This is a genomic window from Streptomyces sp. XY431, from assembly GCF_001279805.1.
Taxonomy (GTDB): domain Bacteria; phylum Actinomycetota; class Actinomycetes; order Streptomycetales; family Streptomycetaceae; genus Kitasatospora; species Kitasatospora purpeofusca.
Window position 1 is genome coordinate 1 of the sequence record NZ_LGDO01000042.1, and the last position, 26,474, is coordinate 26,474.

Here is a 26,474-nt window from a genome sequence, read left to right on the forward strand (position 1 = left end):
GGCGGGCCCCCCCCCCCCGGGCCCCCGGACCCCCCCCCCCCCCCCCCCCGCGCCCCCCCCCGGCCCGGCGGGCCCGGCCCCCCCCCCCCCCCCGCCGCACCCCTGGCCGTCGAGCCCGGCTACCTGGACGCCCCGCCGCCGGTCCTGCCGCCGGCCCCGGCTCCGGCCGCGCCCGCCGCCCCGGCCGGCCCGCAGGGCGGCAACCCGTACGCGACCCCGGCCCCCGGCACCCCGGTGCCCCCGGCCCTCGTCGCGCACGACCCGTACGCGGCGCCGTCCGCCCCGCACGACCCCTACGCGGCGCCCGTCGCCGCCCAGCACGACCCGTACGGGACGCCCGCCGTCCCGCCGGCCCCGGGCGCGACCGGGCAGCACCACCACCCGTTCGGCGCAGGCCAGCCGCTCGGCGGCTGGGGCGCCCACGACGTCACCCCCGGCGCGCCCGGGGCCCCCGGTGGTCCCGGCGGCCCGCTCGGCTACCCGGGCGAGTACCCCGGCGCCCCCGGGCCCGGCGGCCCGCGCAAGAAGCGCGGCGGCCTGATCGCCCTGGTCGCGGCCGTCGCCCTGGTGGCCGGTGTGGCCGGCGGTGCGGTCGGTGTGGCCGTCGCCGACCGCGACGACACCTCCGTCAGCGCCAAGGCCGACCGCAGCTCCACCACGGTCCAGGCCAACAACACCCAGAAGAACGAGCCCGCCCCGGGCTCGGTCGCCGGCATCGCGCAGAAGGCGCTGCCCAGCGTCGTCACCATCAAGGCCCAGGGCAACGGCGAGTCCGGCACCGGCACCGGCTTCGTCTTCGACACCGAGGGCCACATCCTCACCAACAACCACGTGGTGGCGCCCGCGTCCACCAGCGGCGGCAAACTGACCGTCAAGTTCGCCGACGGCAGCTCCTACGGCGCCTCCGTGCTCGGCCGCGCCGAGGGCTACGACGTCGCGGTGATCAAGCTCGACACCCCGCCCAAGGGCAAGCTGACGCCGCTTCCGCTGGCCGACTCCGACAAGGTCAACGTCGGTGACTCCACCATCGCCATCGGTGCCCCGTACGGCCTGGAGTCCACCGTCACCACCGGCATCATCAGCGCCAAGGACCGCCCGGTCGCCTCCGGCGACGAGACCGGCGCGCAGGCCTCGTACATGAACGCGCTGCAGACCGATGCCTCGATCAACCCCGGCAACTCCGGCGGCCCGCTGCTGGACTCCTCGGGCGCGGTGATCGGCATCAACTCCGCGATCCAGTCCAACGCCTCCAGCAACGGCCGGGCCGGCTCCATCGGCCTGGGCTTCGCGATCCCGGTCAACCAGGCCAAGTGGGTCGCGGACACCCTGATCAAGACCGGCAAGCCGGTCTACGCCAAGCTCGACGTGCTGCGCAACGACGACTACAAGGGCGACGGCGCGCAGATCCAGACCCGCGACATCCAGGGCCAGCCGGCCGTCACCCCCGGAGGCGCCGCCGACCAGGCCGGCCTCAAGCCGGGCGACGTGATCACCAAGCTCGGCGGCAGCCCGATCGAGAACGGCCCCGCCCTGGTCAGCAAGATCTGGACGCACAAGCCGGGCGAGACCGTCGACGTCGAGTACACCCGCAACGGCCAGACCGCCACCACCAAGGTCACCCTCGGCACCCGCGTCGGCGACTGACCCCCCGCCCCACCCCGGAAACCCGGTGCACCGAACCCCACCGGACCCGTTAGGCTGACCTCCGCCTGGAGAGCTGCCCGAGCGGCCTAAGGGAACAGTCTTGAAAACTGTCGTGCGGTGACCCCGTACCGTGGGTTCGAATCCCACGCTCTCCGCCGGTAGGAGAAGAACCACCTGCTCAAGGCGGGTGTCGACCTCAGGGTCGGCACCCGCCTTTGTGCTTGTCGGAGGTGGGGAGGGTGGGGAGGTGCCCCGTTTTCACCTGAACGGGGGGTTTGCGGGGGATGCGTCGTTCCGGGGAGGGCCGGGTCTCGTGTGTTCGGGCGTAAGGGGCGAACTGCCCTGGGCCCGGCAAGGAGAGACGGATGGCCTGGTACCCCGGCGCGGAGAAGATGGAGCTCCAGCCAGAGTCGGACGAGCAGCCGGCGATCACGCCGACGCAGGTGGTCTTCCACAGTGTGGCGGCGCCGTGGACGCCGCGGCGGATGTACGAGTACTGGCGGGACTCGACCAACCTGGAGTCGCACTTCGGGGTCGGATACGACGGCAGCGTGGGGCAGTTCGTCGGCACCGAGACGCGTGCCGACGCCAATATGGGCGCCAACCGCAGAGCCGACGGCACCGGCGCGGTCAGCGTGGAGACGGCCAGCGACGACGCGAGCACCGATCCCTGGACGGACGCCCAGATCGGCGCCCTGGTCGCGCTCGGGGTGTGGCTGCACCAGCGGCACGGCATCCCGCCGCGGATCTGCCCGCGGTGGGACGCGCCCGGCTTCGGGGTGCACCGGATGTTCCCGGAGTGGTCGGACGGCGGCACGGCCTGTCCGGGGGGCGCCCGGGCCCGGCAGTTCCGCGAGGTGGTGCTGCCCGGCATCGTCGCGGCGGCCGGCGGCGCGCCGGTGCCCACGCCGCGCGGGGACTCCGGCCCGGCCGGCGACCCCGGGCCGGCCCGGTACCGGGTGACGATCAACGGGCTGGAGTACGGCTACGGCGCGCACGGACCGCAGGTCAGGGAGGTCGGCGAGGCGCTCGTCCGGCAGGGCTTCGGCCGGCACTACGCGTCCGGCCCGGACGAGGACTGGCGGGACGCCGACACCCTCAACTACCAGGACTTCCAGCACGGTCTGGGGTACTCGGGGCCGGACGCCGACGGCGTGCCGGGCGAGGGGTCGCTGCGCCGGCTGCTCGGCCGGCTGCCCTCGCCGCGCCGGGTGTCGCTCGCCCACGTGGTCGCGGCCGCCCGTACCGACCCGGGCGCCGAGCAGGGGCACCAGACCTACGGGGGCGAGGTGCGGATCGTCGAACAGGCCCTCGCGGACGAGGGCTTCCTGGAGCAGCGCTGGGTGGACGGCTCGCTCGGTACCCGGACGGTCCAGGCGTACGCGGCCTTCCAGCGCAGCCTCGGCTACGCGGGGGAGGACGCCAACGGGATCCCCGGCCAGCGGAGTCTGCGCACGCTGGGGGACCGACGGGGGTTCGACGTGACCGACTGAGCGCCGCCCGCCGGGGACGGCGGGACCGGCGGTGGTCCCAGGGCTTGACCATGACACCGTGTGAGGGCCTGCACTGGAGGGACCATGTTGAACATCGGAGACTTCGCCAAGCACGGCCGGGTGTCGGTCCGGATGCTGCGTCACTACGACGCCATCGGGCTGATCCGGCCGGCCCGGGTCGACCCGTCGAGCGGCTACCGCTGCTACGAGGCGTCCCAACTCGCGCGGCTCAACCGGGTCATCGCCCTCAAGGAGCTCGGCTTCACACTGCACCAGGTGCGGGCCGTGCTGGACGAGGAGGTGGACCCGGCGGAGCTGCGCGGGATGCTGCGGCTGCGGCGGGCCGAGCTCGCCGCGGCCATGGCCGCGGACGCCGAACGGCTGGCCCGGGTCGAGGCGAGGCTCCGGACGATCGAGAGCGAGGGGACCATGTCCGCACAGGACGTCGTGGTGAAGCGGCTGCCGTCGGTCCGGGCGGCCGAGCTGGCGGGTGTCGCGGCCAGCTACGAGCCGCAGGACATCGGGCCGGTGATCGGCCCGCTGTTCGAGGAGCTCTGCGGTCGCCTGGCGGCGGCCGGGGTCGCGGCCGCCGGGCCGTCCGTCGCCCGGTACGAGGACACCGGGGACGGCGACGGTTCGGTGCTGATCCGGGTCGCGGTGCAGGTCGCGGCCGGGACCACCGCGGCCACGGGCGAGGAGCACGGCTTCGCGGTGGTCGACCTGCCGGCCGTCGAGGAGGCGGCGACGGTGGTGCACCGGGGCTCGATGGACGAATCGCTGGGCTCCTTCCAGGTGCTGGCGCGGTTCGTCGAGGAGAACGGCTACCGCTCGACCGGCTACGCCCGGGAGCTCTACCTGGAGTGCCCCGAGGACATGGCGGACTGGGTGACGGAGCTGCAGGAACCGGTGGTCCGCGCCTGATCCGAGCCCCACGGCCCGGCGTTTGCCCTGAAGCCGGTCGAGGGTCCTAGCGTCGGCGCGCATGACGACCACCGGTGCCCTCGCACCCGACGCCGACGCCGATGCGGCCGATCCCTCCGCCGCTGCCCGGCCGGCCCTGCCCGCGCCCTATCTGCGCTGGCTCGCCGGCGCGCAGCTCGGGGCCCTGGGCGACGCCGCCCTCGCCTTCGCCCTGGGCTGGGCCGCCGCCGCGCACGGCGGAGCCGCGGCCGGCCTGGTGCTCACCGTGATCACGGTGGCCCGGACGGTGCTGGTCCTGGTCGGCGGCGCGGTGGCGGACCGGCTGGGCGCGCGCCGGGTGATGCTCGCCGGGGACGCGGTGATGCTGGCCGCGACGCTCGCGCTGGCGGCGGCGGCCGGACTGCTGGGTACCCCGCTCCGGCTGCTGCTGCTCGCGGCGCTGGTGATCGGCGTGGTGGACGCGTTCTACCTCCCGGCGAGCGGGTCGATGCCCCGTCTGCTGGTGGACGCCGGGCAGCTGCCGCGGGCCCTGGCACTGCGGCAGGCGGGCGGTCAGCTCGCCGCCCTGCTGGGGGCACCCCTCGGCGGCGCGCTGGTCGCGGCGGGCGGGCTGCCCGGGGCGGCGCTGGTGGACGCGGCGAGCTTCGCCGTCCTGCTGCTGGTGCTGCTGCTCCTGCCGGTGTCCGACCCGCGGCGAGCCCCGGCGGCCCGCGCCGATACCGATACCGACACCGACACCGACACCGGCACGGACAGGCCGGCCGGGCTGGTGCGGGAGGCGGCCGCCGGGGTGCGGCTGGCGACGGGGGACCGGTTGCTGCGGGCGGCGCTGCTGCTGGCCGGAGCCGCGGCCGGGGCGGTGCTGCCGGTGGTCTCGCTGCTCGGACCGCTGCTGGCCCGGTCCGCCGGGTGGGGCGCGGGGGCGGCCGGTCTGGTGGCGGGCGCCCAGGGCGCGGGCGTCCTGGCGGTGGCGGTCCTGCTCGCCCGTCGGGGCGCGGGGGCCGGACGGCGCCCGCTCGGCGCGGGGACGGGGGCGGCGGCAGGGCTCTGCGCCGCCGCCGCTGGCATCGCGCTGCTGGCCGCGGCGCCGGTCCCGGCGGCGGCCGTGGTCGGCGGGCTGCTGACGGGGGCCGGGTCGGGGCTGTTCGCCGGCCGGCTCGGGCCGCTGGTGCTGGGGGCCGCGCCGGACAGCCACCTCTCCCGGGTGCAGGCCCTGCTGACCCTGGTGCAGAGCGCCGCGCTGGTGCTCTCGACCGGGGCGCTCGGCCTGCTCGCCGACACGGCCGGCCCCCGGGTCCCGATCGCTCTCTGCGCGCTGGCCACCGGGGCCGCCGGACTCCTCGCCCTGGCCTCGCCGGTCCTGCGCCGGGCCTGACCTCCCGGGTGTACTTGCCGGGCGGGCGGGCGGCGGGCAGAGTGCGAGACCGGGACGGGCGGCGGAGGGCGGAGGCGGCGATGAGTGACCTGACGGACCGGCTGGCGGAGGGCCTCCCGCCCGGAGCGATGGCCGTGGACCCGGACGTGACGGCCGCCTACCGGCACGACATGGCGGACTTCTGCCCGGCCGGCACCCCCGCCGTGGTGGTCTTCCCGGAGACGGTCGAGCAGGTGCAGCACGTGCTGCGCACCGCCACCGCGCTGCGCGTCCCGGTGGTCCCGCAGGGGGCCAGGACCGGTCTGTCCGGGGCGGCCAACGCGGTCGACGGCTGCATCGTGCTGTCGATGCTGCGGATGAACCGGATCCTGGAGATCGACCCGGTGAACCGGATCGCGGTGGTCGAGCCGGGGGTGGTCAACGCCGAGCTCTCCCGGGCGGCCGCCGCCTCGGGGCTCGCCTACCCGCCCGACCCGTCGAGCTGGGAGTCCTGCACCATCGGCGGCAACATCGGGACCGGCGCGGGCGGGCTCTGCTGCGTCAAGTACGGCGTGACCAGTGAGTACGTGCTCGGCCTGGACGTGGTGCTGGCCGACGGACGGCTGCTGTCCACCGGGCGCCGGACGGCCAAGGGCGTGGCCGGCTACGACCTGACCCGGCTGCTGGTCGGCTCCGAGGGCACGCTGGGCGTGGTGGTCCGCGCCGTGCTGGCGCTGCGGCCGGCCCCCGCCCCGCAGCTGGCGCTGGCGGCGGAGTTCCCGAGCACGGCCTCGGCGGGCGCGGCGGTCTGCGAGGTGATGGCGCGGGGCTTCACCCCCTCGCTGATGGAGCTGATGGACCCGGTGAGCGTGCGCGCGGTCAACGAGCTGGGGCGGATGGGCCTGCCGGAGTCGACCCGGGCGCTGCTGCTGGTCGCCTTCGACGGTCCGGACCGGGTGGCCGAGCTGGCCGCGGTCGGTGAGCTGTGCCGGGCGGCCGGGGCGACCGAGGTGGTGCCGGCCGAGGACCAGGCCGAGTCCGAACTGCTGCTGGAGGCGCGCCGGCTGGCGCTGCCCGCGCTGGACCGGCTGGGCACCACGATGATCGACGACGTGGCGGTGCCGCGCTCACGGCTGGCCGAGATGCTGGAGGGGGTCGCGGCGATCGGCGAGCGGCACGGGCTGACCATCGGGGTGGTGAGCCATGCCGGGGACGGCAACACCCATCCGATCGTCATCTTCGACGCGGCGGACCCGGAGCAGTCGGCGCTGGCACAGCGCTCCTTCGACGAGATCATGGCGCTGGGGCTGGAGCTGGGCGGGACGATCACCGGGGAGCACGGGGTGGGGCTGCTCAAGCGGGAGTGGCTGGCGCGGGAGCTGGGGCCGGTGGCGATGGAGCTGCAGCGGCAGCTGAAGGCGGTCTTCGATCCGCTGGGGATCCTCAATCCCGGCAAGGCGGTTTGACCGCACCCTCGGGCCGGGCAACAAAAGTATTGTTCTCCGGATTTTCAGACTGTCGCAGGATGGCCGGAATTATCGACACGGTAGCGTGACCGCACCGGCTGGGGGCGTGTTTGTTTCCGCCGCGCGCCAGGGTGGTGCGCCGGGTTGTCCGTATGCCCCCTTCGCGCCGCTCCCGGGGGCTCGGTCGTATCCGACCGTTCGGGCGACATCGCAGGTCGGCGGCGGTGTGTCGGCGTGCTTCCAGGACTGGTCGCAGTTATGCGCGAGGCTGCTGGATATCACGCTAAAGGGCGAAAAGGGGGCCGGGAGGTGGTGCTTTGTCGATTTGTTGCGGAAGTCTGTGACCCGGCGTCGCAGCCCGCAGGTGTTCGTCTGGCCGGCGAACTCCCGCACCCAATGCACGATTACCGTTTTTTGGAGGCTCCCATGGCTCGCAACCGAATCCGTCGCACCGCCGGTGTGCTGCTCGCGGCCCCGCTCGCGGCCGGACTGCTGCTCGCCGGTGCCGGTGCCGCCGCCGCCGACAACGGCGCGCTCGCCAACGACGGGTCCAACAGCGGTGTGGTGTCGAACGTCGGGACGGGCAACGTCTTCGGCTCCGTCGACGGCAACTACATCTCCACCCAGCAGACGGCGACCGGCTCCGGCGCCTCGAACCAGGCCAACACCCTCGCGGTGAAGGACAACTCGGGCACCATCCTGGCCGGCCAGTCCAACAAGAACTACAGCATCGTCTTCGCGCCGATCTTCCACTGAGCACCCGGGCGATCGGGCACCGGGGCGTCCCGGGTGCCGGCACCGACCGGGAGCCGTCGACGGCGGGGGCGCCGTCGACGGAGTACCGGGGCCGGCCGGGGCGGACGCGGGTGGGCTGAGCACCCGCGACGGGTCCGGAGCGGACCGCGAAGTGGATCGGAAGAACCGCGATCGGAACGGATCGCACAGCACGCAACCAACCGGGCAGCGGAAAGGGTCACCGCGAACCGGTCCTGTGGGCGGCACCGAGCATCGGTGCCGCCCACGGGCGTGTCCGGGCGTACGGCGTGTCCCGGCGTGTCTGAGCGTGTCTGGGCGTGTCGGGGGTGTCCGAGAGCATCCACGGACGGGCCGGCGCAGGGCCCGCGCCCCGACTCGTCACCGTGCGGCGGTACGGTTGCGCTCCGACAGTGCACCCCCGAGCCCGGCGCCCCCCGGCGGCCCGTCCGGCGAGGGGCTGCGGCGGCGGCAACCGGAAGGAAGGGCGCGATGGCAGCCGAGGACGAGGACCTGAGCGGCCCGGGCGGGACCACGCCCGCACCCGGTCCCGGGTCGGGCCCGGAGCCGCGCCCGGAAACGCGGTCCGAGCCCCGGTCCGTGCCCGAGTTGATGCTGGGCCGACCGCCGATGGCCCGCCCGCTGCCGGGCTTCGACACCGGGGCGGCCCCGGCCGAGCCCGGCCCGCTCTTCGTCGACTGGCTCGCCACCGCGCTCGACGCCGGGGTGCTGGACCCGCAGGTGTTCACCCTCTCCACGGTCGACGCCGACGGCCTGCCGGACGCCCGCGTCCTGGTGCTGCGCGACGTGGACGCGGCCGGCACCGGCTGGGTCTTCTCCGCCGCCGCGGACAGCCCCAAGGGCCGCCAGCTCGCCGACCACCCGGCCGCCGCGCTCACCGTCTACTGGCCCCGGCTCGGCCGCCAGGTGCGGGTCCGCGGCACCGTCGAACGGGCCGCCGACCTGGTCGCGGCGGCCGAGTTCGCCACCCGCTCCCCGGACGCCCGGATCGGTGCGCTGGTCGGGCGGCAGAGCGAGCCGCTGGCCTCGCCGGCCGAGTACGAGGAGGCGGTGGCGGTGGCCCGGCGCCGCCTGGAGGCCACCCCGGACGCGGTCGCCGCCGGGCATGCCGTCTACACGCTCTGGGCGCACGAGGTCGAGTTCTGGCAGGGCGAGGCCGAGCGCCACCACGTCCGCCTCCGCTACACCAGAACCGGACCGGTGCTCACCCCGGAGTGGTCGCGCACCCTGCTCTGGCCGTGAAGCACCCGAAGCACCTGAAGGCCCGGCGCACCTGAAGGCCCGGAGCACCCGAAGCACCTGAAGCACCCGAGGCACCTGAAGGCCCGAGGCACCTGAAGCACCGCGGCGGACGGGCGGGGGCGCGCATCGACCGGATGCGCGCCCCCACCCGTCTCAGCGCCGCCCGGTCAGGGTGGCCCCGACGCTCGCCGCCACCACACAGCCGATCCCCGCGAGCTGGGCGACGCCCAGCAACTGTCCGAGCACCACCAGCCCGACCAGCGCGCTGACCGCCGGCTCCAGGCTCACCAGCACGCTGAACACCCGCTGGGGCATCCGCCGCAGCGCCGTCATCTCCAGTGCGTAGGGGATCACCGGCAGCAGCAGGGACACCCCGGCGACCGCGAGCAGCAGCATCAGCGGCGAGGCGTCCGGCGCGGACAGTCCGTCCCAGGCCTCGCCGAGCCCGAACGGCGCCACCACCAGCGCGCCGACCGTCATCGACACGGCCAGCCCCTGGAAGCCCTGGAACGCCGCCCCGACCTTGTCCGTGAACAGGATGTACGCGGCATAGCAGGCCGCCGCCCCGAAGGCGCAGAGCAGGCCGACCGGGTCGAGCCCGGCGCCGCCCTCCCCACCCTCGCCGAGCAGCGTCAGCAGTGCCACCCCGCCGGCCGCGAGCAGCGCCCACAGCAGGTGGCTGGCACGGCGGGCGAAGTACAGCGCCACCGCGAGCGGGCCGAGGAACTCGATGGTGGCGGCTGTGCCCATCGGCAGCCGGTCGATCGCCCCGGCGAACAGCAGGGTCATCCCGGCCGAGGCCATGCCGAGCAGGCCCGCGGCGGCCAGGTCGCGCGGCCGGCGCCCGCGCAGCCGGGGCCGGGTGACGGCGAGCAGGATGACCGCCGCGAAGCCCAGCCGGAGGAAGGTGGTGCCGCTGACCCCGAGCGGGCCGAACAGCGGCTTGGAGAACGCGATCCCGGTCTGCACCAGGAACATCGCCGTCAGACAGAGCAGCGGCGCCGGGATCCTCTCCGGGCGCCGCAGGAAGTTCGGGAACCGTCGGCCGGACGGTCGGCCGGTTCGCGGGTCCGGTGGCAGCCCCTCCGCGGGCGCCCCGCCTCGTCGCCAGCCGCCCCGCTCGCCGGCGGGCTCGCCCTTGGGGGCGGGCGGCATGACAAGCGCCTCGGCGACGGCGGTGGCCGTCGTCGGGGCGGAGGTTTCGCTGAGGTGGGGCGTGGGCATGAAGGCGAGTTTGCCGTAAGGAGCCACCGGGCAGCAAGCTCGTTACAAAAATCGGGACGGATACGGACGGGTGCGTCCGAAAGGGTGGGCTTTTCGGGGGTGCCCGGCGTGGTTGCCGCGGTTGTCCGACGTCCCGTCAGTATCAAGGCGGCGTGCGCTATCTCCGCCCCGCCGCCCTCGCCGCCGCCTCCTTCGTCCTGCTGCTGGCCGCCGGCGGTCCGGGCGCGAGCGCCGACGAGACCGCACCGGTGGTCGCCGCCGCCCCGCGGATCCGGGCCACCGTCCTCCCCGACCGGTTCGGCCCGCCCGCCGCCCGGGCCCGGGACCTTTTCACCGGCGCGGCCTTCGACGCCTGCACCGCGCCACCGCTGGAGACCATGCGGGCCTGGCGCGACTCCTCGCCGTACGGGGCGGTCGGCATCTACACCAGCGGGAGCCAGCGCGGCTGCGCCCAGCCGAGGCTCGACGCCGACTGGGTGCGGCAGGCCAGGGCGATGGGGTGGCGCTTCCTGCCCGTCCACGTCGGCCGCCAGGCGCCGTGCAGCGAGCTGAGCCGCAAGCCGAAGCGGATCGACCCCGCCCGGGCCGTCCAGCAGGGCCGCGAGGAGGCGGTCGAAGCGGTCCGCGGTCTCAAGGCGGTCGGGCTCGGCAAGGGCAGCCCGGTCTTCCTGGACATCGAGGCCTACCCGGTGCGTGACCCTGCCTGTGGGCAGGCCGTGGTCGACTTCACCCTCGGCTGGACCCAGGCCCTGCACCTGGCGGGTTACGGTTCCGGCTTCTACTCCAGCCTCGATTCCGGCATCGCCGACCTCGCCGCGGCCGCCCGGGCCGGCAGCGCGCCGCTGCCCGACACCCTCTGGTACGCCCGCTGGGACGACCGGGCCGACACAGCGGGCGGCGGACCGCTCGCCCCGGACCTCTGGGCCCCGCACCAGCGCGTCCACCAGTACCGCGGCAATGTCGAGGAGACCTACGGCGGGGCGACGCTCACCGTCGACCGCAACCAGGTCGATGCCCCGCTGGCCCGCTGAGGCGGCGTCACTCCCGCAGGGCGAGCCCCAGGAAGCCCAGGCCGCCGCAGTGGCGACAGGTCTGCGGGATGTGCCCGGTGCCGGTCCGGCCCGCGCGCAGGCCCATCCGCGCCTCCGTCCGGACGCCCTCCGCACAGCACGGGCACGGCATCCGGAGCCCGCTCGGCAGCGGCCCCGCCCGTCGTTCGTCACGCCCGTCACCCATGCCCCCAGTATCCCGCCCGTCCCGGCGGCCGTGATCGGGGCAACTGTGCCGGAATGCTGACAGCGAGGGTGCGGCGCGGCACAATCGGGCTCTACTGCCCCGTATTACCGCTCAGTAGCCGGTCTCCGGCCGGGCCGGGGGCAGCACCGCCGCAGTGCAGCCCAGGTCGAGGAGGACCCGTGTTCAGCACGATGCAGGACGTTCCGCTCACCGTCGCCCGAATCCTTGAGCACGGGTCGACCGTCCACGCCCGCTCGACCGTCACCACCTGGGACGGCACCGGACCGGTGGTCCGGACCTACGCGGAGGTCGGGGCGCGGGCGGCACAGCTCGCCTGGGCTCTGCGCGACGAACTCGGCTGTACCGAGTCGAGTGTTGTTGGAACGTTGATGTGGAACAACGCCGAGCACCTGGAGGCCTACCTCGCCGTGCCGGCGATGGGCGCGGTGCTGCACACGCTCAACCTGCGGCTCCCCGCGAACCAGCTGTCCTTCATCGTCGACCACGCCGCCGATCGCGTGATCATCGTCAACGGCACCGTGCTCCCGCTGCTGGCCGCCGTCCTGCCGCGGCTCGCCCCGACGCTCAAGCACATCGTGGTCAGCGGCCCGGGCGACCGTTCGGTGCTGGCCGGTTTCGCGGGCGGCGTGCACGACTACGAGGAGCTGATCGCCGACCGGCCGACCGAGTACCCCTGGCTCACCGACATCGACGAGCGCCGGGCCGCCGTGCTCTGCTACACCTCCGGCACCACCGGCGACCCCAAGGGCGTCCTCTACAGCCACCGCTCGGTCTACCTGCACTGCCTCCAGGTCAACACCGGCGACAACTTCGCCTTCACCCCGCGCGACACCGCCCTGCCGGTGGTGCCGATGTTCCACGTCAACGCCTGGGGCATCCCGCACGCCGCGTTCATGTCCGGCGCCAACCTGCTGATGCCGGACCGCTTCCTCCAGCCCCGGCCGATGGCCGAGATGATCGCCGCCGTGAAGCCCACCGTCAGCGCGGCCGTGCCGACGATCTGGAGCGGGCTGCTGGACGAGCTGGACGCCGGCGACTACGACACCTCCAGCCTGCGGATGGTCGTCATCGGCGGCTCGGCCTGTCCGCCCTCGCTGATGAAGGGGTACGAGGAGCGCCACGGCATCCGGGTCGTCCACGCCTGGGGCATGACCGAGACCTCGCCGCTCGGCTCCTTCGCCCAGCCGCCCGGCGGCCTCACCCCGGAGGAGGAGTGGCCCTACCGGGTCAGCCAGGGCATCTTCCCGGCCTCCGTCGAGGCCAGGCTGATCGGCCCGGGCGGCGAGCGGATGCCTCACGACGGGGTGTCGGCGGGCGAGCTGGAGGTGCGCGGCCCGTGGATCGCGGGGGCGTACTACGGCGGCGCCGGGCAGGACCCGGAGCGCCCGGACGACAAGTTCGCCGAGGACGGCTGGCTGCGCACCGGCGACGTCGGCACCATCACCGCGGACGGCTATCTGACCCTCACCGACCGGGCCAAGGACGTGATCAAGTCCGGCGGCGAGTGGATCTCCTCGGTGGACCTGGAGAACCACCTGATGGCGCACCCGGAGGTGGCCGAGGCCGCCGTGGTGGCCGTGCCGGACGAGAAGTGGGGCGAGCGTCCGCTGGCGACCGTCGTGCTGCGGCCGGGCGCCACCGTCGGGCTGCCGGAACTGCGGGCCTTCCTGGCCGGGCGGATCGCGTCCTGGCAGCTGCCCGAGCGCTGGGCGATCGTCGAGGCGGTGCCGAAGACCTCGGTCGGGAAGTTCGACAAGAAGGTGATCCGGGCCGACTACGCGGACCGGAAGCTGGACGTCACGCTGCTCGGCAAGGAGTGACACCCGGCGGGACACCCCCGCCGGAACCACCAGGGCCGGCCGCCCCCGCAGAGGGGGTGGCCGGCCCCGGTCGTTCCGGGCCGCGCGCTCAGCCGGCGGCGGCGACGCCCGCCTCGCCCATGGCGCCGATCCGCCCGAGCAGGTCGACGATCCGGGACTGGACGTCCTCGCTGGTCGAGCGCTCGGCGAGGAAGAGGACCGTCTCGCCGGTGCGCAGCCGGGGCAGCTCGCGCGGGTCGAGGTCCACCGAGGTGTAGACGACGAGCGGGGTGCGGTGCAGCCGGTCGTTGGCGCGCAGCCAGTCCAGCAGGCCGACCCGGCGGCGGCGGATCTGGAGCAGGTCCATCACCACCAGGTTGGGCTGCACGCTGCTGGCCCGGGCGACGGCGTCGTTCTCGTCCACCGCGTGCTCGACGTGCATGCCGCGCCGCTCCAGGCTGCCGATCATCGCGACGGCGATGTCCGGATCGCTCTCGACCAGCAGGACGCGCGGGGCGTGGTTCTCGCCGTCGCGCGGGGCGAGGGCGCGCAGCAGCACAGCCGGGTCGGCGCCGTACGCGGCGTCCCGGGTGGCCTGGCCGAGACCGGCGGTGACCACCACCGGGACCCGGCTGTTCAGCGCGGCGGTGCGCAGCGACTGCAGCGCGGTGCGGGTGATCGGGCCGGTCAGCGGGTCGACGAAGAGCGCGGCGGGGAACCCGGAGACCTGCGCGTCCACCTCCTCGCGGGAGCGGACGATCACCGGGCGGTAGCCGCGGTCCTGCAGTGCCTGGCTGGTGGCCGGGTCGGGCTCGGGCCAGACCAGCAGTCGGCGCGGTCCGCCGTCGGGGGCGGGCGCGGGCACCGGGCGCTCGCCGGACTCGGGACCGCCGCCCGCCGGGGCGATCGGCAGGGCCGCCGGGAGCGCCGGCGTGGGCGCGGCGGGCAGCTCGGCCATCGGTCTCGGTGCGGGCCGGGCCTCGGCGGGGCCCGGCACGGGGACGGGCGCGACGGCGGCGACCGGGCTCACCTGGGCCCCCGGCCCCGGACCGCCGGGCGCACCGGGCAGGCCGGTGCCGCCGAGCGGCCGCGGCGGGGCCAGCTCGCCCAGGCCGGTGCCGACCGGCTGCGGTGCGCCTTCGCGGCGGTCGCCGTCGGGGGTGCCGGGCACGGCGCCGTCCGGCAGCGCCGGGGCCGCCGACGGCAGCGCGGGCAGTGCGGCGGGCGTACTCGCTGCGGCGCCGTCGGGCGCGGCCGGGCCGCCGTTCTCGCCACCGGGCCCGGGCGGGACGGCCAGTCGGCGGCGGCGGCCGGTCGGTGTGGGACCGGCGGGCTCGGCCGGAGCCGGGGCCGGACCGGCCGGCAGGGCGTGCTCCAGACCGGGGTAGACCGGGGTCTCGGGAACGCCGGGCAGCGCGAAGCCGCCGGAGGAGTCCTCGTTGCCGGGCAGTGCGCGGCGGCGTCGGGACGGCCGGGGCTCGGAGCCGGACTCGTCCGGTCCGCCCGCGCCGTCCTGACCGCCCCGGCCGGCCGCCGGGTCCTCCGGGGAGGGGCCGGGGCCGAGGGCGATCGGTGTGCGCGGGCCGGCCGCGCTGTCGGCGGTCCGGGGCTCGCCGTCCGCGCCGGTGGTTCCGTCGCCGGGGTCCGGGGCGGGGCGCCCGGCGTCGACCGGGACGGCGTAGGCGGTGCCGGAGCGGCCGTCGTCCTTGCCCCAGGGGTCGCTCTGCGGGTCGTTCGGGCCACCGAGGCCCTGCCGCCCGTACGCGGGGTCGTTGCCGGTGCCGTTCCACTGCTCGGGGACGGCCCGCTCGATCCGGGCCGGGGCGTTCGGCCACTGGTCGGCCGGGATGTCCGGGCGGTCGCCGGGTCCGGGGACGTCCTGGGCGGTGTCGTGGTCGGCGGTCGGCTGCTCGACGGCGGGGCGCCCGCGCCGGCCCCGGCGCTGCTCGACGACCGGCGCCGGGTCGGTGCCGGGCTCGGCGGCCGGGTCGGCCGGCGGACCGTCGGGGGCGGCGGTCGCGGAGTCACCGCGCCCGCCCTCCCGGGCGGTGCCGTCCGCCGGGGTGGCGGAGGAGCCGCGGTCGGCCGCGGGGCCCGCCGTACCGGGAGCGGTGGGCGAGGGACTCTCGGCGGCCGGCTCCTCGGCGCGAGCGGTGGGCAGCTGCGGGATGCCCGGCAGATCGGGCAGGACGGCGCTGTCGCTCTCCTTGGGCCGGTCCGAGCGGCCCTCGGCACCCGCGCGCTCGGCGGCGGCCTTCGCGGCGACCGGGTCCAGCGGCAGCTCGACGACATAGGTGGTGCCGGCGCGACCCGGCAGCTCGTGCGGCTGGAGCACCCCGCCGTGCCGCTCGACCACGGCGCGGGCTATCGGCAGGTGGACGGGGCTGCCGCCGCGTCCGGGGCCGCGGATCTCCACCCGGGCGACCTCGCCGCGCTGGGCGGCGGCGAGCACCACGGCCGGGGTGTCGCCCCCGCCCGGCGGCAGCGCCGGGGTACCGGGGGTGGCGAGTCCGGGGGAGGGCAGCTCGGGCTCGGCGTCCAGCGACAGGCCGACCCCGCTGACGTCCGCGACCAGGTGGGCCAGCGCCTGGGCGAGCCGCTGCTCGTCGGCGATCACCTCGACGGCGGCCGCGTGCACGGAGAACCGCACCCGCCCGGCGCCGACCAGTTCGCCCGCGTGCTCGACGGCCCGGCGGACCACCTTGTCCAGGGCGACCGGGACCCGCTCGGCGGGCTTCGGCCCGCCCTTGCCGTCCGCGGCCGCCGCGGCGGCGGCGCTCTCGCCGGCCTCGGAGCGCTGGTGGGCCAGCACACCGTCGATCAGCTTGCCGAACCGGCGGCACTCGTCGGCGAGCCGGCGCAGGGTCCAGTTGGCCTCGGGCCAGAGCTGCCCGGCCGGGTCGGCGGCGAGCGTGTCGATCCGCCGGTGCAGCGCGGTCAGCGCGCCGCCGAGCTCGCTCTCCAGGACGGCGGTGAGGTGCTCGTTGCGGGCGACCAGCGCGAGTTCGCGGCTGCGGTCGGTGAAGGTCATGACCGCGCCGACCAGCTGGTCGCCGTCCCGGACCGGGGCGGTGGTGAGGTCGACGGTGACCGGCCGGCCGTCCTTGCGCCACAGCACGGTGCCGCGCACCCGGTGCTTGCGGCCGGAGGTCAGGGTGTCCAGCAGCGCGGACTCCTCCAGCGACAGCGGGGTGCCGTCGGCCCGGGAGTGCTGGATCAGCGGGTGCAGCTCACGGCCGCCCAGCTCGCTGGCCCGGTACTCCAGGATGTGCGCGGCGGCCGGGTTGACCAGCACGCAGCGGCCTTCGAGATCGACGCCGAGCACGCCCTCGGCGGCGGCCCGCAGGATCATCTCGGTCTGCTTGTGCTGGCGGCGCAGCTCGGCCTCGACGCCGAGCCGGCCGGTCAGGTCGCGGACCAGGAGCAGGAGCAGGTCGGAGGAGCGGGAGCCCTCGCGGTACGGGTCGTAGGGGACCAGCGAGGAGACCGCGTAGCCCCGGCCCTCGCCGGCGCCGGAGCCGTCGTCGTCGAAGTCGTTGCCGGAGACCTCGACCGGGAAGGTGCTGCCGTCGGTGCGCCGGGCCGTCATCCGGACCGGGCGGTCGAGCGCCTCGTCCTCGCGGGTGGCGGGTCGCATCGAGCCGGGGATCCGGCTCGGGTCGAACTCCGGGAGGAGGTCGAGCACACCCATCCCGACCAGTGACGTGCCGGGCGCCTGGAGCGCCTGTACGGCCGCGGTGTTGGCATCGACGACCGTGCCGTTGCTGTTGACCAGCAACAACGCATCGGGCAGGGCGTCGAGTATGGCGGCGAGGCGAGCAGCGCCTCGGATCGGCCTGCTGCTCACGTCGACAGGTCTCCTCGGCTTCAGGGCAGCTCTCTCCGGAGAGGGCAGTATCTCATTCTTCTTTGCGGCGAGGACGACCCGCCTAGTAACGTTGTCGGCGGTTGGTGCCGGGCCCCCGGGTTGTGGCATCATCACAGGCACAGGGAACGAGTCCGCGCACGCGGGGTTGGTCCATGTGGAGGAGGCTTCGCCTAGTCCGGTCTATGGCGCCGCACTGCTAATGCGGTTTCGGGGTTATTCCTGATCGAGGGTTCAAATCCCTCAGCCTCCGCAGCCGGGAGCCCCGTCGACGATCTTGTCGGCGGGGCTCTTCTCATGTCCGGGGCCCGCCGGCGCGGGCCGCCCGAGGTGCCCGGATCAATCGATTTCGTCCCGCGCCGCAGGTCATGTAATGTTGTTCCCGCACCGCCCCGCTGGAACGTTCACCGGGGCGAGCGCTCATAGCTCAACGGATAGAGCACTTGACTACGGATCAAGAGGTTGCAGGTTCGAATCCTGCTGAGCGCACCAAACCCCGCAAGGCCGGATCCGTCCGGCACTTGCGCTCATAGCTCAACGGATAGAGCACTTGACTACGGATCAAGAGGTTGCAGGTTCGAATCCTGCTGAGCGCACCAGAAGAGAACCCCCGGCCCTGGCGGCCGGGGGTTCTTTCGTTTCCGGGGCAGCCCCTGCCGTGTGTGCTCCCGGTGGGCGCGGGCGGTCCGGCCCGCGCGGGGGCAATGGGTGGAATGCGTACCTTTCGGGTACATCCCGTCCTGCCGGGGGCCCGAGGCTGCCAATCGGGTGTCATACGGCCAATAGTGCAAGTGTCGCGGTATGACCGGACCAGGATCGTGATTCCGTTTTGTCACATCTTGTGTCCAGACTGCCCGGTCACCCAGGCCGCCCGGCAGCCGATCTGAAGGAGAGCCGGATGAACCGACAGTTCCCGGCTGCGGCCGGTGCCGCCGCGGTCCTGGCGGCCGGGCTGCTGATCGGTTGGAACCCGCCGCCCTCGGCCGCCCAGCAGTCCCCCGGGAGCTGGACCGCCGAACGCGGCGCGGTGCTGCCCTCCGGGCTCTCCGTCCAACTGGACTTCTCCGCCGACCCCGGGATGTCGGTCACCGCCGGCCCGGGGAAATTGGCGGACCGCGCCGGCGGCGGGCGTTCCCGCGCGCTCTACGCCGACGGACTCCGGCCCGGAGATCCCGCGCAGTCCTTCCGGATCGCTGAGGACCGTCCGCAGACGGACGGTTCCTGGCGCACCGTCGGAACGCTTCGGCTGACATTCTCCCGGGCCGTCCGCAATCCCCGGCTGCACCTCAGTGGACTCGCCGGAATCACCACCGGGAAATCCGGTTCCACCGGCACCGCGACCAGGCTCACCCTGACCGGCGGCTCACCGGCGGCCCCCACCCTGGTCAACCGCACCGACTGGCCCGGCTGGACGGTCGACGGCAACACGCTCGCCCCCGCCCGGGCCGACGGCGGCGCCGACGGCGACCCCGGGTCCGCCGCCGAGGGCAGCCTGGAGCTGGCCGGGACCTTCCGCACGGCGATCTTCCGGGTCGAGCGGCGCTCGACCGCCCGGGCCGGCTCCACCACCGCCCCGGCCCCGCTCACCCAGTCCTACACGGTCACCCTCGACGAGGGGGTCGGCACCGCGCCGCAGGGCTACGGCAACGCCTCCCACCTGCTCTCCGACCTCTACCTCGGCGGTGACGCCGCCACCCAGGGCGCCAAGGCCGACGGGCGGCCCGGCTGGCTGTTCCGGCGGCCCGACGCCGGTCGGGCGGACGGCGCGGTGGACGGCGGCACCGGTGGCGGGGACGGGTCCACGGGCGGCGGCAGCGGGGAGGACGGCGGGGTCAATCCGCCACCGCCGCAGCTCCAGCCCGGCCGGGGCGAGTACCAGGGCGCCGACCCGGCCGTCAGTTACCCCGCCGAGGCGGCGATCGGCCACGACTACCGGCTCACCCTCCCGGTCGCCGTCGGCGACTCCTCCGCCACCCTGGCCGGCTGGGTCGACTTCGACCGCAACGGCCGCTTCGAAGCGACCGAGCGGGTGCAGACCGAGGTCGCCCCCGGCGAGCACAGCGCCTCGCTGGAGTGGACCGTCCCCGCCGACGCGGCCTCCGGCGAGACCTGGGCCCGGCTGCGGATCGGCCGGGACGCCGCCCAGCTGGTGCCGGCCGGCGGCTTCGCCGACTCCGGGCAGGTCTCGGACCAGCGGATCCGGCTGACCGTCGGGGCCGCCCGTCCGGAGATCGCCGAACCGGTCGACGGCACCACTCTCGCCGAGGCCCGCCCCCGGATCTCCGGCGAGGGCGCGGTGGCCGGCGCCACCGTCGAGATCCGCGAGGGCGACACCGCGCTCTGCCGGACCCGGGTCGCCCGGGGCGGCGACTGGTCCTGCCGCCCGGACACGGCGCTGGCCCCGGGCCGGCACAGCCTCACCCCGGTGGAGACCACCGGCGGTGGCGTGGTGCTGCGCGGCGAGCCGGTGCGGATCACCGTCAGGACCACGCCTCCGGGCACGCCGGTGCTCACCCTGCCCGAGTTCACCAACGACCCGGGGCTGCAACTGGCCGGCACCGGCGAGCCGGGCAGCACCGTGACCGTGGTCGACCGGTCGGCCGGAACGCGCGAGGCGGCCGGCGAGGGCGGCGGCTCCGGCGGTCAGGGGACCGACCTGTGCAGCACGGGGGTCCGGCCCGACGGCGGCTGGTCCTGTCTGCCGGTGGAGAACCTGGCGGACGGTCGGCACCGGCTGACCCCGACCGCCGCCGACTTCGCCGGGAACCGGACCCCGGGTCAGACGGTCGAGCTGGTCGTCGACACCGTGCCGCCGGACCGTCCGGTGCTCACCGTGCCGACCGCCGGGGAGACCCTCCGGGTCGCCCGGCCCCGGTTCGCCGGGAGGGCCGAACCGGGGGCCCAGGTGCTCGTCACCGGGCGGCCGGAGCGCGCCGCCGAGGCCGCGCGGATCGTCGCCTGCGGGACGACGGCGGCCGTCGACGGCAGCTGGGCGTGCACGGCGAACCGTGATCTGGCGGAGGGGGAGCAGTGGCTGGTCGTCACCGCGACCGACCTGGCGGGGAACGGGACGGCGGCGGAGACCGTGGCGGTCACCGTCGCAGCGGCGGGCGGAGCGGTCACGCCGACGCCTACGTCCACGCCAACGCTGACGCCCACGCCGGAGGCGACGCCGGACGTGACTCCCACGGTGGCGCCTTCGGTGACTCCTTCGGTGACTCCGGCTCCGGCGGCGAGCGCTGCCCCGACGCCGGTGCCGACGCCCACGGTGACGCCCACGGCGGTGACGGTCGTGCCGTCGTCGTCGCCCTCGGCCGAGCCCACGACGTCCGCGCGCCCCACGCCCGCGCTCTCCCCGTCCCCGACGGCGGCGGTCCCGTCCCCGACGGCCTCGCCCTCGGTGCCGGTGCCGTCCACTCCGCCCACGCCGTCGGTGCCGTCCCCGTCTGTCGCCGAGCCGGTCCTCGATCCCGTCCTGCCGGGGCTGCTGCCGATCGTCGTTCCGCCGGTCGGCGGGGCGGTGGGGGCGCCGGTGGCGGCCTCGTCCTCGCCGACCGCGGCTCCGGTGACGGTGGCGCCGGCCACCGGCCGCCCGTCCCCGACCGTGTCCTCGACCGCGTCCGCCTCGGTTCCGCCCACCTCGTCCCCGACGGCTTCGCCCTCGGTATCGGTGCCGTCCGCCCCGTCCACTCCGCCCACGCCGTCCACTCCGTCGGTGCCGTCCCCGACCGTCGTCGAGCCGGTCCTCGATCCCGTCCCGCCGGGGCTGCTGCCGATCGTCGTTCCGCCCGTGGCGGCCTCGCCCTCGCCGACTGCGGCTCCGGTGACGGTGGCGCCGGTCACCGGCGGCCCGTCCCCGACCGTGTCCTCGACCGCTTCCACCCCGACGTCCCCGACTCCGAGTCCGGCCGTGACCGCGCCCGCGAGCCCCGCCCACACCACTACTCCCACGCCCACGCCCACCGCCACCCCGACCACGACGGCGGCCGCCACCCCGACCGGGGCGGATCCGGACCCGGCGGACGTCTCGACCCCGGACCGGGACCCGTCCGACCGGAGCCGAGGTCCGGCTGCCCCGCCCGAGCGCGGACAGCAGCGGGCGGCCGAGCCGGTGGACCCCTCGTCGCCGATGGCCGCCGACCGGCAGCGGTCGGACGCCTGGCGCGGTGCGTTCGCCGGGATCCTGCTGGTGCTCACCGGGATCGGCCTGATCACCCGTCGGATGCTCGCTCGGGGAACCGGGACCCGGCGGCGCTGAACCGCTCCCACCATCCGCTCATGTGCCTGCGCGTCAGCTCCGGCTTCGGATGATTCGTCAGGAAATGTCGACACACATAAGCTCAAATGTCGCATTTGATGACGTATGAACTTAGCCTGACTCTGGCACTGCCCGTCAGATCCGGGCCGCCCGTTGCGCGACACACTGAACCTGAGGATCCGTGCATGGACGTCACCCGCGATTCTTCGCAGCGACCCGACCACCTGCCCAAAACACTTCCTCCGGCGTTGCCGGAACGTTCCGCCTCCGGCTCCAGCCCGCTTGCCAAGGTGTTGCGGACGTCCGGGTCGGCCGCCGGACCGGCCGACAGCGGTCCGCCGACCACTCCGCTCACGGTCCTCCCCGGGCCCGCCGGCTCCTCCGCCGATCCGCGCGATCCGTTGGAGGCTGGGGAGCCGACCGTCCGGACGGTTCAGGTGGCCCCGCCCCCGGCACCGGTCGCGGACCCGGACCCGGAGGCGGTCCCGGCCGGGACGCCGGCCGCCGCCACCTCGCGCCGGCCGCCGCGCGCCGACCAGGCGCTCCGGGAGCGGAACGCGGCCGGCCTGCCCGGCTGGGTCGCGCTGCTGGCGCTGTTGCTCGGCACGGCCGCCGTCCTGCTGGTGCTGGTGCGCGACGGAGTCGTCCCGCACTGGGACGCGCTGCCCGATCTGCGCGCGGACGCCGCCCGTGCCAGTGGCCGGGCCGAGGTGACCGCCCGTTCGGTGGCCGCCGTGACCGCCGCCGGGCTGCTCGTCGTGCTCGCGCTCGCCGGACTGCTGGCCAACGCCGGCGGCGAGACCCGGGTGCTCACCCGCTGGGGCCGCTACCGGGGCACCGTCCGCCGCACCGGCCTGGTCTGGGTGAACCCGCTGCTGCGCCGTCGCCGGGTGGACGTCCGGCTGCGGCACTGGCGCAGCGAGCCGGCCAAGGTGGTCGACCGCACCGGTACGCCGATCGTGGTCCGGCTGCTGATCGTGTGGCGGGTCAAGGACACCGCCCGCGCGCTGCTGGCGATCGAGGACCACGAGAGCTATCTGCGGGAGCAGGTCCAGGCGGTGCTCACCCGGACCGCTTCCATCCTGCCCTGCGACAGCAACGCGGCACCCGGGCCGGCCCTGCGCGACGGTCAGTGGTTCGCCGACGAGCTCACCCGGGCGCTGGCCGCCGAGGTCGCCCCGGCCGGGCTGGAGGTCTACTCGGCGCAGCCGCTGGCGCTGGACTACGCGCCGGAGGTGGCCGAGTCGATGCGCCGGCGCCGGCTGGCCGATCTGGACGCGGGTCTGCGCACGGTGCTGGTGGACGACGCGGTGGAGGCGGCGGCGCTCGCCGTGCGCCGACTGGAGCGCGCCACCGCGCACGAGCTGGACGAGGCCGCCCGGAGCGCGCTGATGGAGCACCTGCTGGTCGCCTTCGTCGCCCCGGCCGGAGTGGCCGCCTCGGTACCGCCCCCGGCCGCCCGGGCCGGGCGGAAGGAAGGACGACCGGCATGAGGATAGCCAGCGGCACGGACGTCGGCCTCGCGTTCGTGGACGGGACCGCCGACGGGCTCGACACGCTCGACGGATTCAACGCGCTCGACGGGTTCGACGCCCATCAGGGGGTCGAGGGCCTCGACGGCTTGGAGGGCCTCGACACCCCGGACGGTTTCGAGGAACGCCTCGGCGGCGGTCCCGCGTTCGCGGGCTGTGGCTGCCCGCACTGCGCGGCCCGGCCGCGCACCGCCCGACCGGCAGGGCCGTCCGGGGCCGGCCGAATACACCGGGCGGTGCGCACTGCCTGTCTGGCCACCACCGTGCTGGCCGGTGCCGGGGTGGTCGGACTGACCGCCGGTGCCGGGGCCGCGCAGGCGGCGCCGGGCAAGCAGGGCTGGGACGGCTCCAAGTACTGGTTCAAGAACGCCCGGGGCGAGTGGCGCTGGACCGGCCACTACAGCGTGTACACGAAGGCCGTGGGCGGCGCCGGCTCCTCGTCCACCACCGGTTCCTCGTCCACCACCGGTACCCCGACCGGCTCCGGCGCCCCGGCAGGCTCCACCGGGTCCACCGGGTCCACCGGGTCCACCGGGTCCACCGGGTCCACCGGGTCCACCGCGCAGCCGGCCGCTCCCGAAGCAGCCGTCCGGTCCGCCGGACCGCGCCAGGGCTGGGACGGTTCCAGGTACTGGTTCAGGAACACCCGGGGCGAGTGGCGCTGGACCAGCCACTACGACATCTACCTCGACCGCACCGGCCGGTCGGGCGGCGGAACGCCGACCCAGGACCAGGCCCCCTCCTCCGACCGGGTGGAGTCGGTGATCGGCTACGCGCTGGCCCAGCTCGGCAAGCCCTATGTGTGGGGCGGCAACGGTCCCTCCGGCTACGACTGTTCGGGGCTGGTGCAGCAGGCCTTCCGGCGGGCGGGCGTCGAGCTGCCGCGGGTGGCCGACGACCAGTACGCGGCGACCACTCCGATCGCGCAGGACCGGCTGCGCCGGGGCGACCTGCTGTTCTGGTCGGACAGCGGCCGGGCCTCGGGGATCCACCATGTGGGGATCTACCTGGGCGGCGGGAAGTTCGTCGAGGCGCCCCGGCCGGGGAAGACCGTCCGGGTGTCGACGATCAGCAACGGCTTCCGGCCGACCCACTTCGGCCGCCCGTGACGGCGACGGCCCGCGTCGTCCACAGCCTGTGGACGACGCGGGCCGCCGGGGCGCCGGTGCCGGGGTCAGGCGGAGGCGTCGTCCAGCAGTGCGGTCTGCGCGGGGGTGAGCTCCAGTGCGGCGGCGGCCAGCAGCGGCGGGAGCTGGTCGACGGTGCGGGCGCTGGCGATCGGGGCGGCGACGGTCGGCCGGGCGGCGAGCCAGGCCAGGGCGACGGTGGCGAGCTCGACCTCCTGCTCGGCGGCCACGGTGTCGAGCGCCTCCAGGACCTTGGGGCCGCGCGGGCCGTCCAGGTAGCGGCCGGCCCCCTCGGCGCGGGCGCTGGTCACCGAGGTGCCGCCCGGGCGGTACTTGCCGGTGAGGAAGCCCGAGGCCAGCGCGTAGTAGGGGACGGTGGCGAGGCCGTGCGCGGCGACCACCTCGGCCAGCGGGCCCTCGAAGGTGCCGCGGGAGACCAGGTTGTAGTGCGGCTGGACGGCCACGTACTTCGCCAGGCCCTCGCGCTCGGCGAAGGCCAGGGCCTCGGCGAGCCGGTCGGCGCCGATGTTGGAGGCGGCGACGGCGCGCACCTTGCCCTCGCGCACCAACGCGTCCAGGGCGGTGACGAACTCCTCCACCGGGGTGTCGTCGTCCTGGTGGGTGTAGTAGAGGTCGATGTGGTCGACGCCGAGACGGCGCAGCGAGTCCTCGGCGGAGGACTTGATGTTGGCCGCGCGCAGCCCGCGCGCCTCGGGGTGCAGCCCGACCTTGGTGGCGACCACGACGGAGTCGCGGTTGCCGCGGCTGCGCAGCCACTTCCCGATGATCGTCTCGGACTCGCCGCCGGTGTTGCCGGGGACCCAGGAGGAGTAGGTGTCGGCGGTGTCCACGAAGTTGCCGCCGGCCGCGGTGTAGGCGTCGAGGACGGCGAAGGACGCGGCCTCGTCGGCGGTCCAGCCGAAGACATTGCCGCCGAGGGAGAGCGGGAACACCGAGAGCTCGGAGTCGCCGAGCTGCACGTAACGGGGGGCGTCGCTGCGGGAATCGGTCATGGTCCGAGTCAACCCGATCGGCGGGGCGGGCATTCCGGGGTCGTGGGGGACTTCACATGCTTGTCGCACAGTCGTAGTGCGGAGTCCGGGTGTCGGGGCGGTCCGCGGATTCGTTAGAGTCCCTGCCATGGCTGACAACGACTACGACCCCGCCGGCAGCACCCAGATGTTCCGGGCCTTCGTCGACGAGACCCCGGCACCCCAGGCGCCGGGCTCCGTCAACACCTACGGCGCCAGCGGCAGCCGCACGGGCATGATCGCGGCGATCGCCGTGGCCGTGCTCGTGGTGGTGGGTGCCGTCATCTGGCTGGCGGTCAAGTAACCCTCGTGGCTGATCGCCTGGCGGTCCGGCGGCCGTGCGGCCGCCGTCCCTGCGTCAGCAGGGCTTCCGCCAGGCGTCCAGTTCGAGCTTCTTCTGCATCGAGCTGAAGCCCAGGGCCTTGGTCTTGGCGCAGAACCGGTCCGTGCCGAGCTTGTACTCGACGTGGAACACGGCCTTGCCCGCCTGGACGAAGGGCGAGAGCCGGCCGCACTCGTCGAACTGCGCGCACTCCTCGTTCACCGCGAAGTCGAAGTCGCCCAGCAGGGCGGGGATCTGCTCCAGGTCGTTCTTCAGGCCGATCGCCAGGCCGCGTTCGTGGGCGAGCGTGGCGAGCATGCGGTTGTAGCGGAGCTGGTCGTCCGCGGTCAGCGGGAAGCCGCTGTTCTGGTTGTAGGCCTCGATGGTGTCGGGTTCGACGGCGTCGAAGCCCTTCTGCCGGCACATGTCGAAGCGGGCCGCCATCAGCGGCTTCAGCTGGTCGAGCTTGCGGATGTCGAACCACTTCTCGCCCTTCCAGCCGTTGCCCGAGCCCTGGAGGGCCTGGGCGAAAGCGGCGGCGTCGGGGCGGAATTCCTCCCAGGAACCGGCGTTGATGTAGCAGATCACCTTGCGGCCCTTGGCGTGCAGCGCGGCGACCACGGAGGCGTCGGTCTCGAAGCCGTCGATGTCGTAGACCGGGACGTCGACGGACTGGTCCACGCCGCCGCCGAGTTGCCACTGCCAGGCCAGGCCGGGGGTGGGCTGCCAGCGGGCTCCGGCGGGGGCGGCCGGTGTGCCCGGTGTGCCCGGCGTACCCGGGGTGCCGGGGACGGCCGGAGTGCCGGGCGTGACGGGGTGGCCAGGAGTACCGGGAGTACTGGGAGTGCCCGGGACGGAAGGCGTGCCCGGAGTGCCGGGCGGGACCGACGGGGTGCCGGGGGCCGGCGCCGTCGGCGAGCCCGCGTCGGCGGGGGAGGACGGGGCGTCCGGGGTGCCGGGAGTGCCCGGGACGGGGGCGGCGGTGGCCGCCGGGGGCTGCGCGCCGGTGGCGTCGGCCGAGGGGTCGTCCTCGTCCTCCGAACCCGAACTGCTGCACGAGGTCGCCAGCAGGGCGACGGCGGTGGCGAGGGCGAGGGCGGCGGCCAGGGGCCGGGTGCGGCGGGGCACGGAGGTCGAAATCCCAGGGGGGGGAGGGGGGGTTGGG

At 75.2% G+C, this 26,474-nt stretch carries 18 protein-coding genes and 4 tRNA genes; 17 read left to right on the top strand and 5 right to left on the bottom strand.

Features of this window, described 5'->3' with window-relative positions:
- From ADK60_RS06885 to ADK60_RS06920, 8 genes are all read left to right on the top strand, one after another.
- Positions 1–1,644 (top strand): trypsin-like peptidase domain-containing protein (locus tag ADK60_RS06885; RefSeq protein WP_053644079.1); only part of this gene is annotated, 1,644 nt, incomplete at its 5' end.
- A gap of 67 nt (positions 1,645–1,711) precedes the next feature.
- Positions 1,712–1,799, top strand: a tRNA-Ser gene (locus ADK60_RS06890).
- A gap of 210 nt (positions 1,800–2,009) precedes the next feature.
- A complete protein-coding gene (locus tag ADK60_RS45615) occupies positions 2,010–3,137 on the top strand; it encodes a peptidoglycan-binding protein (protein ID WP_053644081.1) in 1,128 nt (375 codons plus the stop codon).
- A gap of 84 nt (positions 3,138–3,221) precedes the next feature.
- Positions 3,222–4,058, top strand: a complete 837-nt coding sequence (locus ADK60_RS06900) for a MerR family transcriptional regulator (protein ID WP_053644083.1) — start codon at positions 3,222–3,224, stop codon at positions 4,056–4,058.
- A gap of 61 nt (positions 4,059–4,119) precedes the next feature.
- On the top strand, positions 4,120–5,433 hold the full coding sequence (locus tag ADK60_RS06905) for an MFS transporter (RefSeq protein WP_079008115.1): 1,314 nt from the start codon (positions 4,120–4,122) through the stop codon (positions 5,431–5,433).
- A gap of 80 nt (positions 5,434–5,513) precedes the next feature.
- The gene (locus ADK60_RS06910) at positions 5,514–6,878 is read left to right on the top strand and encodes an FAD-binding oxidoreductase (RefSeq protein ID WP_045938793.1); all 1,365 of its coding nucleotides are present in this window, start codon (positions 5,514–5,516) and stop codon (positions 6,876–6,878) included.
- Positions 6,879–7,304: 426 nt separating this feature from the next.
- Positions 7,305–7,634 (top strand): hypothetical protein, encoded by a 330-nt coding sequence (locus ADK60_RS06915; RefSeq protein WP_045938792.1) that lies wholly within the window; start codon positions 7,305–7,307, stop codon positions 7,632–7,634.
- Positions 7,635–8,123: 489 nt separating this feature from the next.
- Positions 8,124–8,894: a pyridoxine/pyridoxamine 5'-phosphate oxidase gene (locus ADK60_RS06920; RefSeq protein ID WP_234325864.1), complete on the top strand. Its 771-nt coding sequence runs from the start codon at positions 8,124–8,126 to the stop codon at positions 8,892–8,894.
- Between the two features lie 153 nt (positions 8,895–9,047).
- On the opposite strand, the gene ADK60_RS06925 is transcribed toward ADK60_RS06920, so the two are convergent.
- Positions 9,048–10,118, bottom strand: coding sequence for an EamA family transporter (locus tag ADK60_RS06925; RefSeq protein ID WP_234370973.1), 1,071 nt, complete (start codon positions 10,116–10,118; stop codon positions 9,048–9,050).
- A gap of 152 nt (positions 10,119–10,270) precedes the next feature.
- Here ADK60_RS06925 and ADK60_RS06930 point away from each other — a divergent pair, with 152 nt between their 5' ends.
- Positions 10,271–11,149 carry a DUF1906 domain-containing protein gene (locus tag ADK60_RS06930; protein ID WP_107094525.1) on the top strand — a complete coding sequence of 293 codons (879 nt, stop codon included), beginning with the start codon at positions 10,271–10,273 and terminating at the stop codon, positions 11,147–11,149.
- Positions 11,150–11,156: 7 nt separating this feature from the next.
- Here the strand turns inward: ADK60_RS06930 and ADK60_RS44545 are convergent, their stop codons facing one another.
- Positions 11,157–11,354, bottom strand: a complete 198-nt coding sequence (locus ADK60_RS44545; protein ID WP_159394135.1) for a hypothetical protein — start codon at positions 11,352–11,354, stop codon at positions 11,157–11,159.
- A 179-nt stretch (positions 11,355–11,533) separates the two neighbouring features.
- Between ADK60_RS44545 and ADK60_RS06935 the strand changes: the two genes are divergently transcribed.
- On the top strand, positions 11,534–13,195 hold the full coding sequence (locus ADK60_RS06935; RefSeq protein ID WP_053644085.1) for a long-chain fatty acid--CoA ligase: 1,662 nt from the start codon (positions 11,534–11,536) through the stop codon (positions 13,193–13,195).
- A gap of 88 nt (positions 13,196–13,283) precedes the next feature.
- Here ADK60_RS06935 and ADK60_RS06940 read toward each other — a convergent pair whose 3' ends face one another.
- Positions 13,284–17,021 carry a response regulator gene (locus tag ADK60_RS06940; RefSeq protein WP_063783072.1) on the bottom strand — a complete coding sequence of 1,246 codons (3,738 nt, stop codon included), beginning with the start codon at positions 17,019–17,021 and terminating at the stop codon, positions 13,284–13,286.
- 180 nt (positions 17,022–17,201) lie between these two features.
- Here ADK60_RS06940 and ADK60_RS06945 point away from each other — a divergent pair.
- From ADK60_RS06945 to ADK60_RS47500, 6 genes are all read left to right on the top strand, one after another.
- A tRNA-Ser gene (locus ADK60_RS06945) sits at positions 17,202–17,292 on the top strand.
- Positions 17,293–17,455: 163 nt separating this feature from the next.
- Positions 17,456–17,531 (top strand) — tRNA-Arg (locus ADK60_RS06950).
- 31 nt (positions 17,532–17,562) lie between these two features.
- Positions 17,563–17,638, top strand: a tRNA-Arg gene (locus tag ADK60_RS06955).
- A gap of 299 nt (positions 17,639–17,937) precedes the next feature.
- Entirely contained in the window at positions 17,938–21,297 is a 3,360-nt protein-coding gene (locus ADK60_RS06960) for an Ig-like domain-containing protein (RefSeq protein WP_053644089.1), read from the top strand.
- A 437-nt stretch (positions 21,298–21,734) separates the two neighbouring features.
- Positions 21,735–22,790 (top strand): SPFH domain-containing protein, encoded by a 1,056-nt coding sequence (locus ADK60_RS06965; protein ID WP_053644091.1) that lies wholly within the window; start codon positions 21,735–21,737, stop codon positions 22,788–22,790.
- Positions 22,787–23,938, top strand: a complete 1,152-nt coding sequence (locus ADK60_RS47500) for a C40 family peptidase (protein ID WP_053644093.1) — start codon at positions 22,787–22,789, stop codon at positions 23,936–23,938. Before ADK60_RS06965 ends, ADK60_RS47500 begins: the two co-directional genes overlap by 4 nt.
- A 65-nt stretch (positions 23,939–24,003) precedes the next feature.
- On the opposite strand, the gene ADK60_RS06975 is transcribed toward ADK60_RS47500, so the two are convergent.
- The gene (locus ADK60_RS06975; RefSeq protein ID WP_053644095.1) at positions 24,004–24,969 is read right to left on the bottom strand and encodes an aldo/keto reductase; all 966 of its coding nucleotides are present in this window, start codon (positions 24,967–24,969) and stop codon (positions 24,004–24,006) included.
- A gap of 127 nt (positions 24,970–25,096) precedes the next feature.
- Between ADK60_RS06975 and ADK60_RS06980 the strand changes: the two genes are divergently transcribed.
- A complete protein-coding gene (locus ADK60_RS06980) occupies positions 25,097–25,291 on the top strand; it encodes a hypothetical protein (RefSeq protein ID WP_045938779.1) in 195 nt (64 codons plus the stop codon).
- A 54-nt stretch (positions 25,292–25,345) separates the two neighbouring features.
- Here ADK60_RS06980 and ADK60_RS48005 read toward each other — a convergent pair whose 3' ends face one another.
- Positions 25,346–26,437, bottom strand: coding sequence for an endo alpha-1,4 polygalactosaminidase (locus ADK60_RS48005; RefSeq protein WP_353651728.1), 1,092 nt, complete (start codon positions 26,435–26,437; stop codon positions 25,346–25,348).
- Positions 26,438–26,474 lie beyond the last annotated feature (37 nt).

What these genes read in the sequence shown, in the direction of transcription:
- ADK60_RS06925 (WP_234370973.1), bottom strand. Translation starts at nt 10,118, where the DNA reads ATGCCCACGCCCCACCTCAGCGAAACCTCCGCCCCGACGACGGCCACC.
- ADK60_RS06920 (WP_234325864.1), top strand. Translation starts at nt 8,124, where the DNA reads ATGGCAGCCGAGGACGAGGACCTGAGCGGCCCGGGCGGGACCACGCCC.
- ADK60_RS44545 (WP_159394135.1), bottom strand. Translation starts at nt 11,354, where the DNA reads ATGGGTGACGGGCGTGACGAACGACGGGCGGGGCCGCTGCCGAGCGGG.
- ADK60_RS45615 (WP_053644081.1), top strand. Translation starts at nt 2,010, where the DNA reads ATGGCCTGGTACCCCGGCGCGGAGAAGATGGAGCTCCAGCCAGAGTCG.
- ADK60_RS06900 (WP_053644083.1), top strand. Translation starts at nt 3,222, where the DNA reads ATGTTGAACATCGGAGACTTCGCCAAGCACGGCCGGGTGTCGGTCCGG.
- ADK60_RS06905 (WP_079008115.1), top strand. Translation starts at nt 4,120, where the DNA reads ATGACGACCACCGGTGCCCTCGCACCCGACGCCGACGCCGATGCGGCC.
- ADK60_RS06915 (WP_045938792.1), top strand. Translation starts at nt 7,305, where the DNA reads ATGGCTCGCAACCGAATCCGTCGCACCGCCGGTGTGCTGCTCGCGGCC.
- ADK60_RS06960 (WP_053644089.1), top strand. Translation starts at nt 17,938, where the DNA reads ATGAACCGACAGTTCCCGGCTGCGGCCGGTGCCGCCGCGGTCCTGGCG.
- ADK60_RS06980 (WP_045938779.1), top strand. Translation starts at nt 25,097, where the DNA reads ATGGCTGACAACGACTACGACCCCGCCGGCAGCACCCAGATGTTCCGG.
- ADK60_RS06910 (WP_045938793.1), top strand. Translation starts at nt 5,514, where the DNA reads ATGAGTGACCTGACGGACCGGCTGGCGGAGGGCCTCCCGCCCGGAGCG.
- ADK60_RS47500 (WP_053644093.1), top strand. Translation starts at nt 22,787, where the DNA reads ATGAGGATAGCCAGCGGCACGGACGTCGGCCTCGCGTTCGTGGACGGG.
- ADK60_RS06975 (WP_053644095.1), bottom strand. Translation starts at nt 24,969, where the DNA reads ATGACCGATTCCCGCAGCGACGCCCCCCGTTACGTGCAGCTCGGCGAC.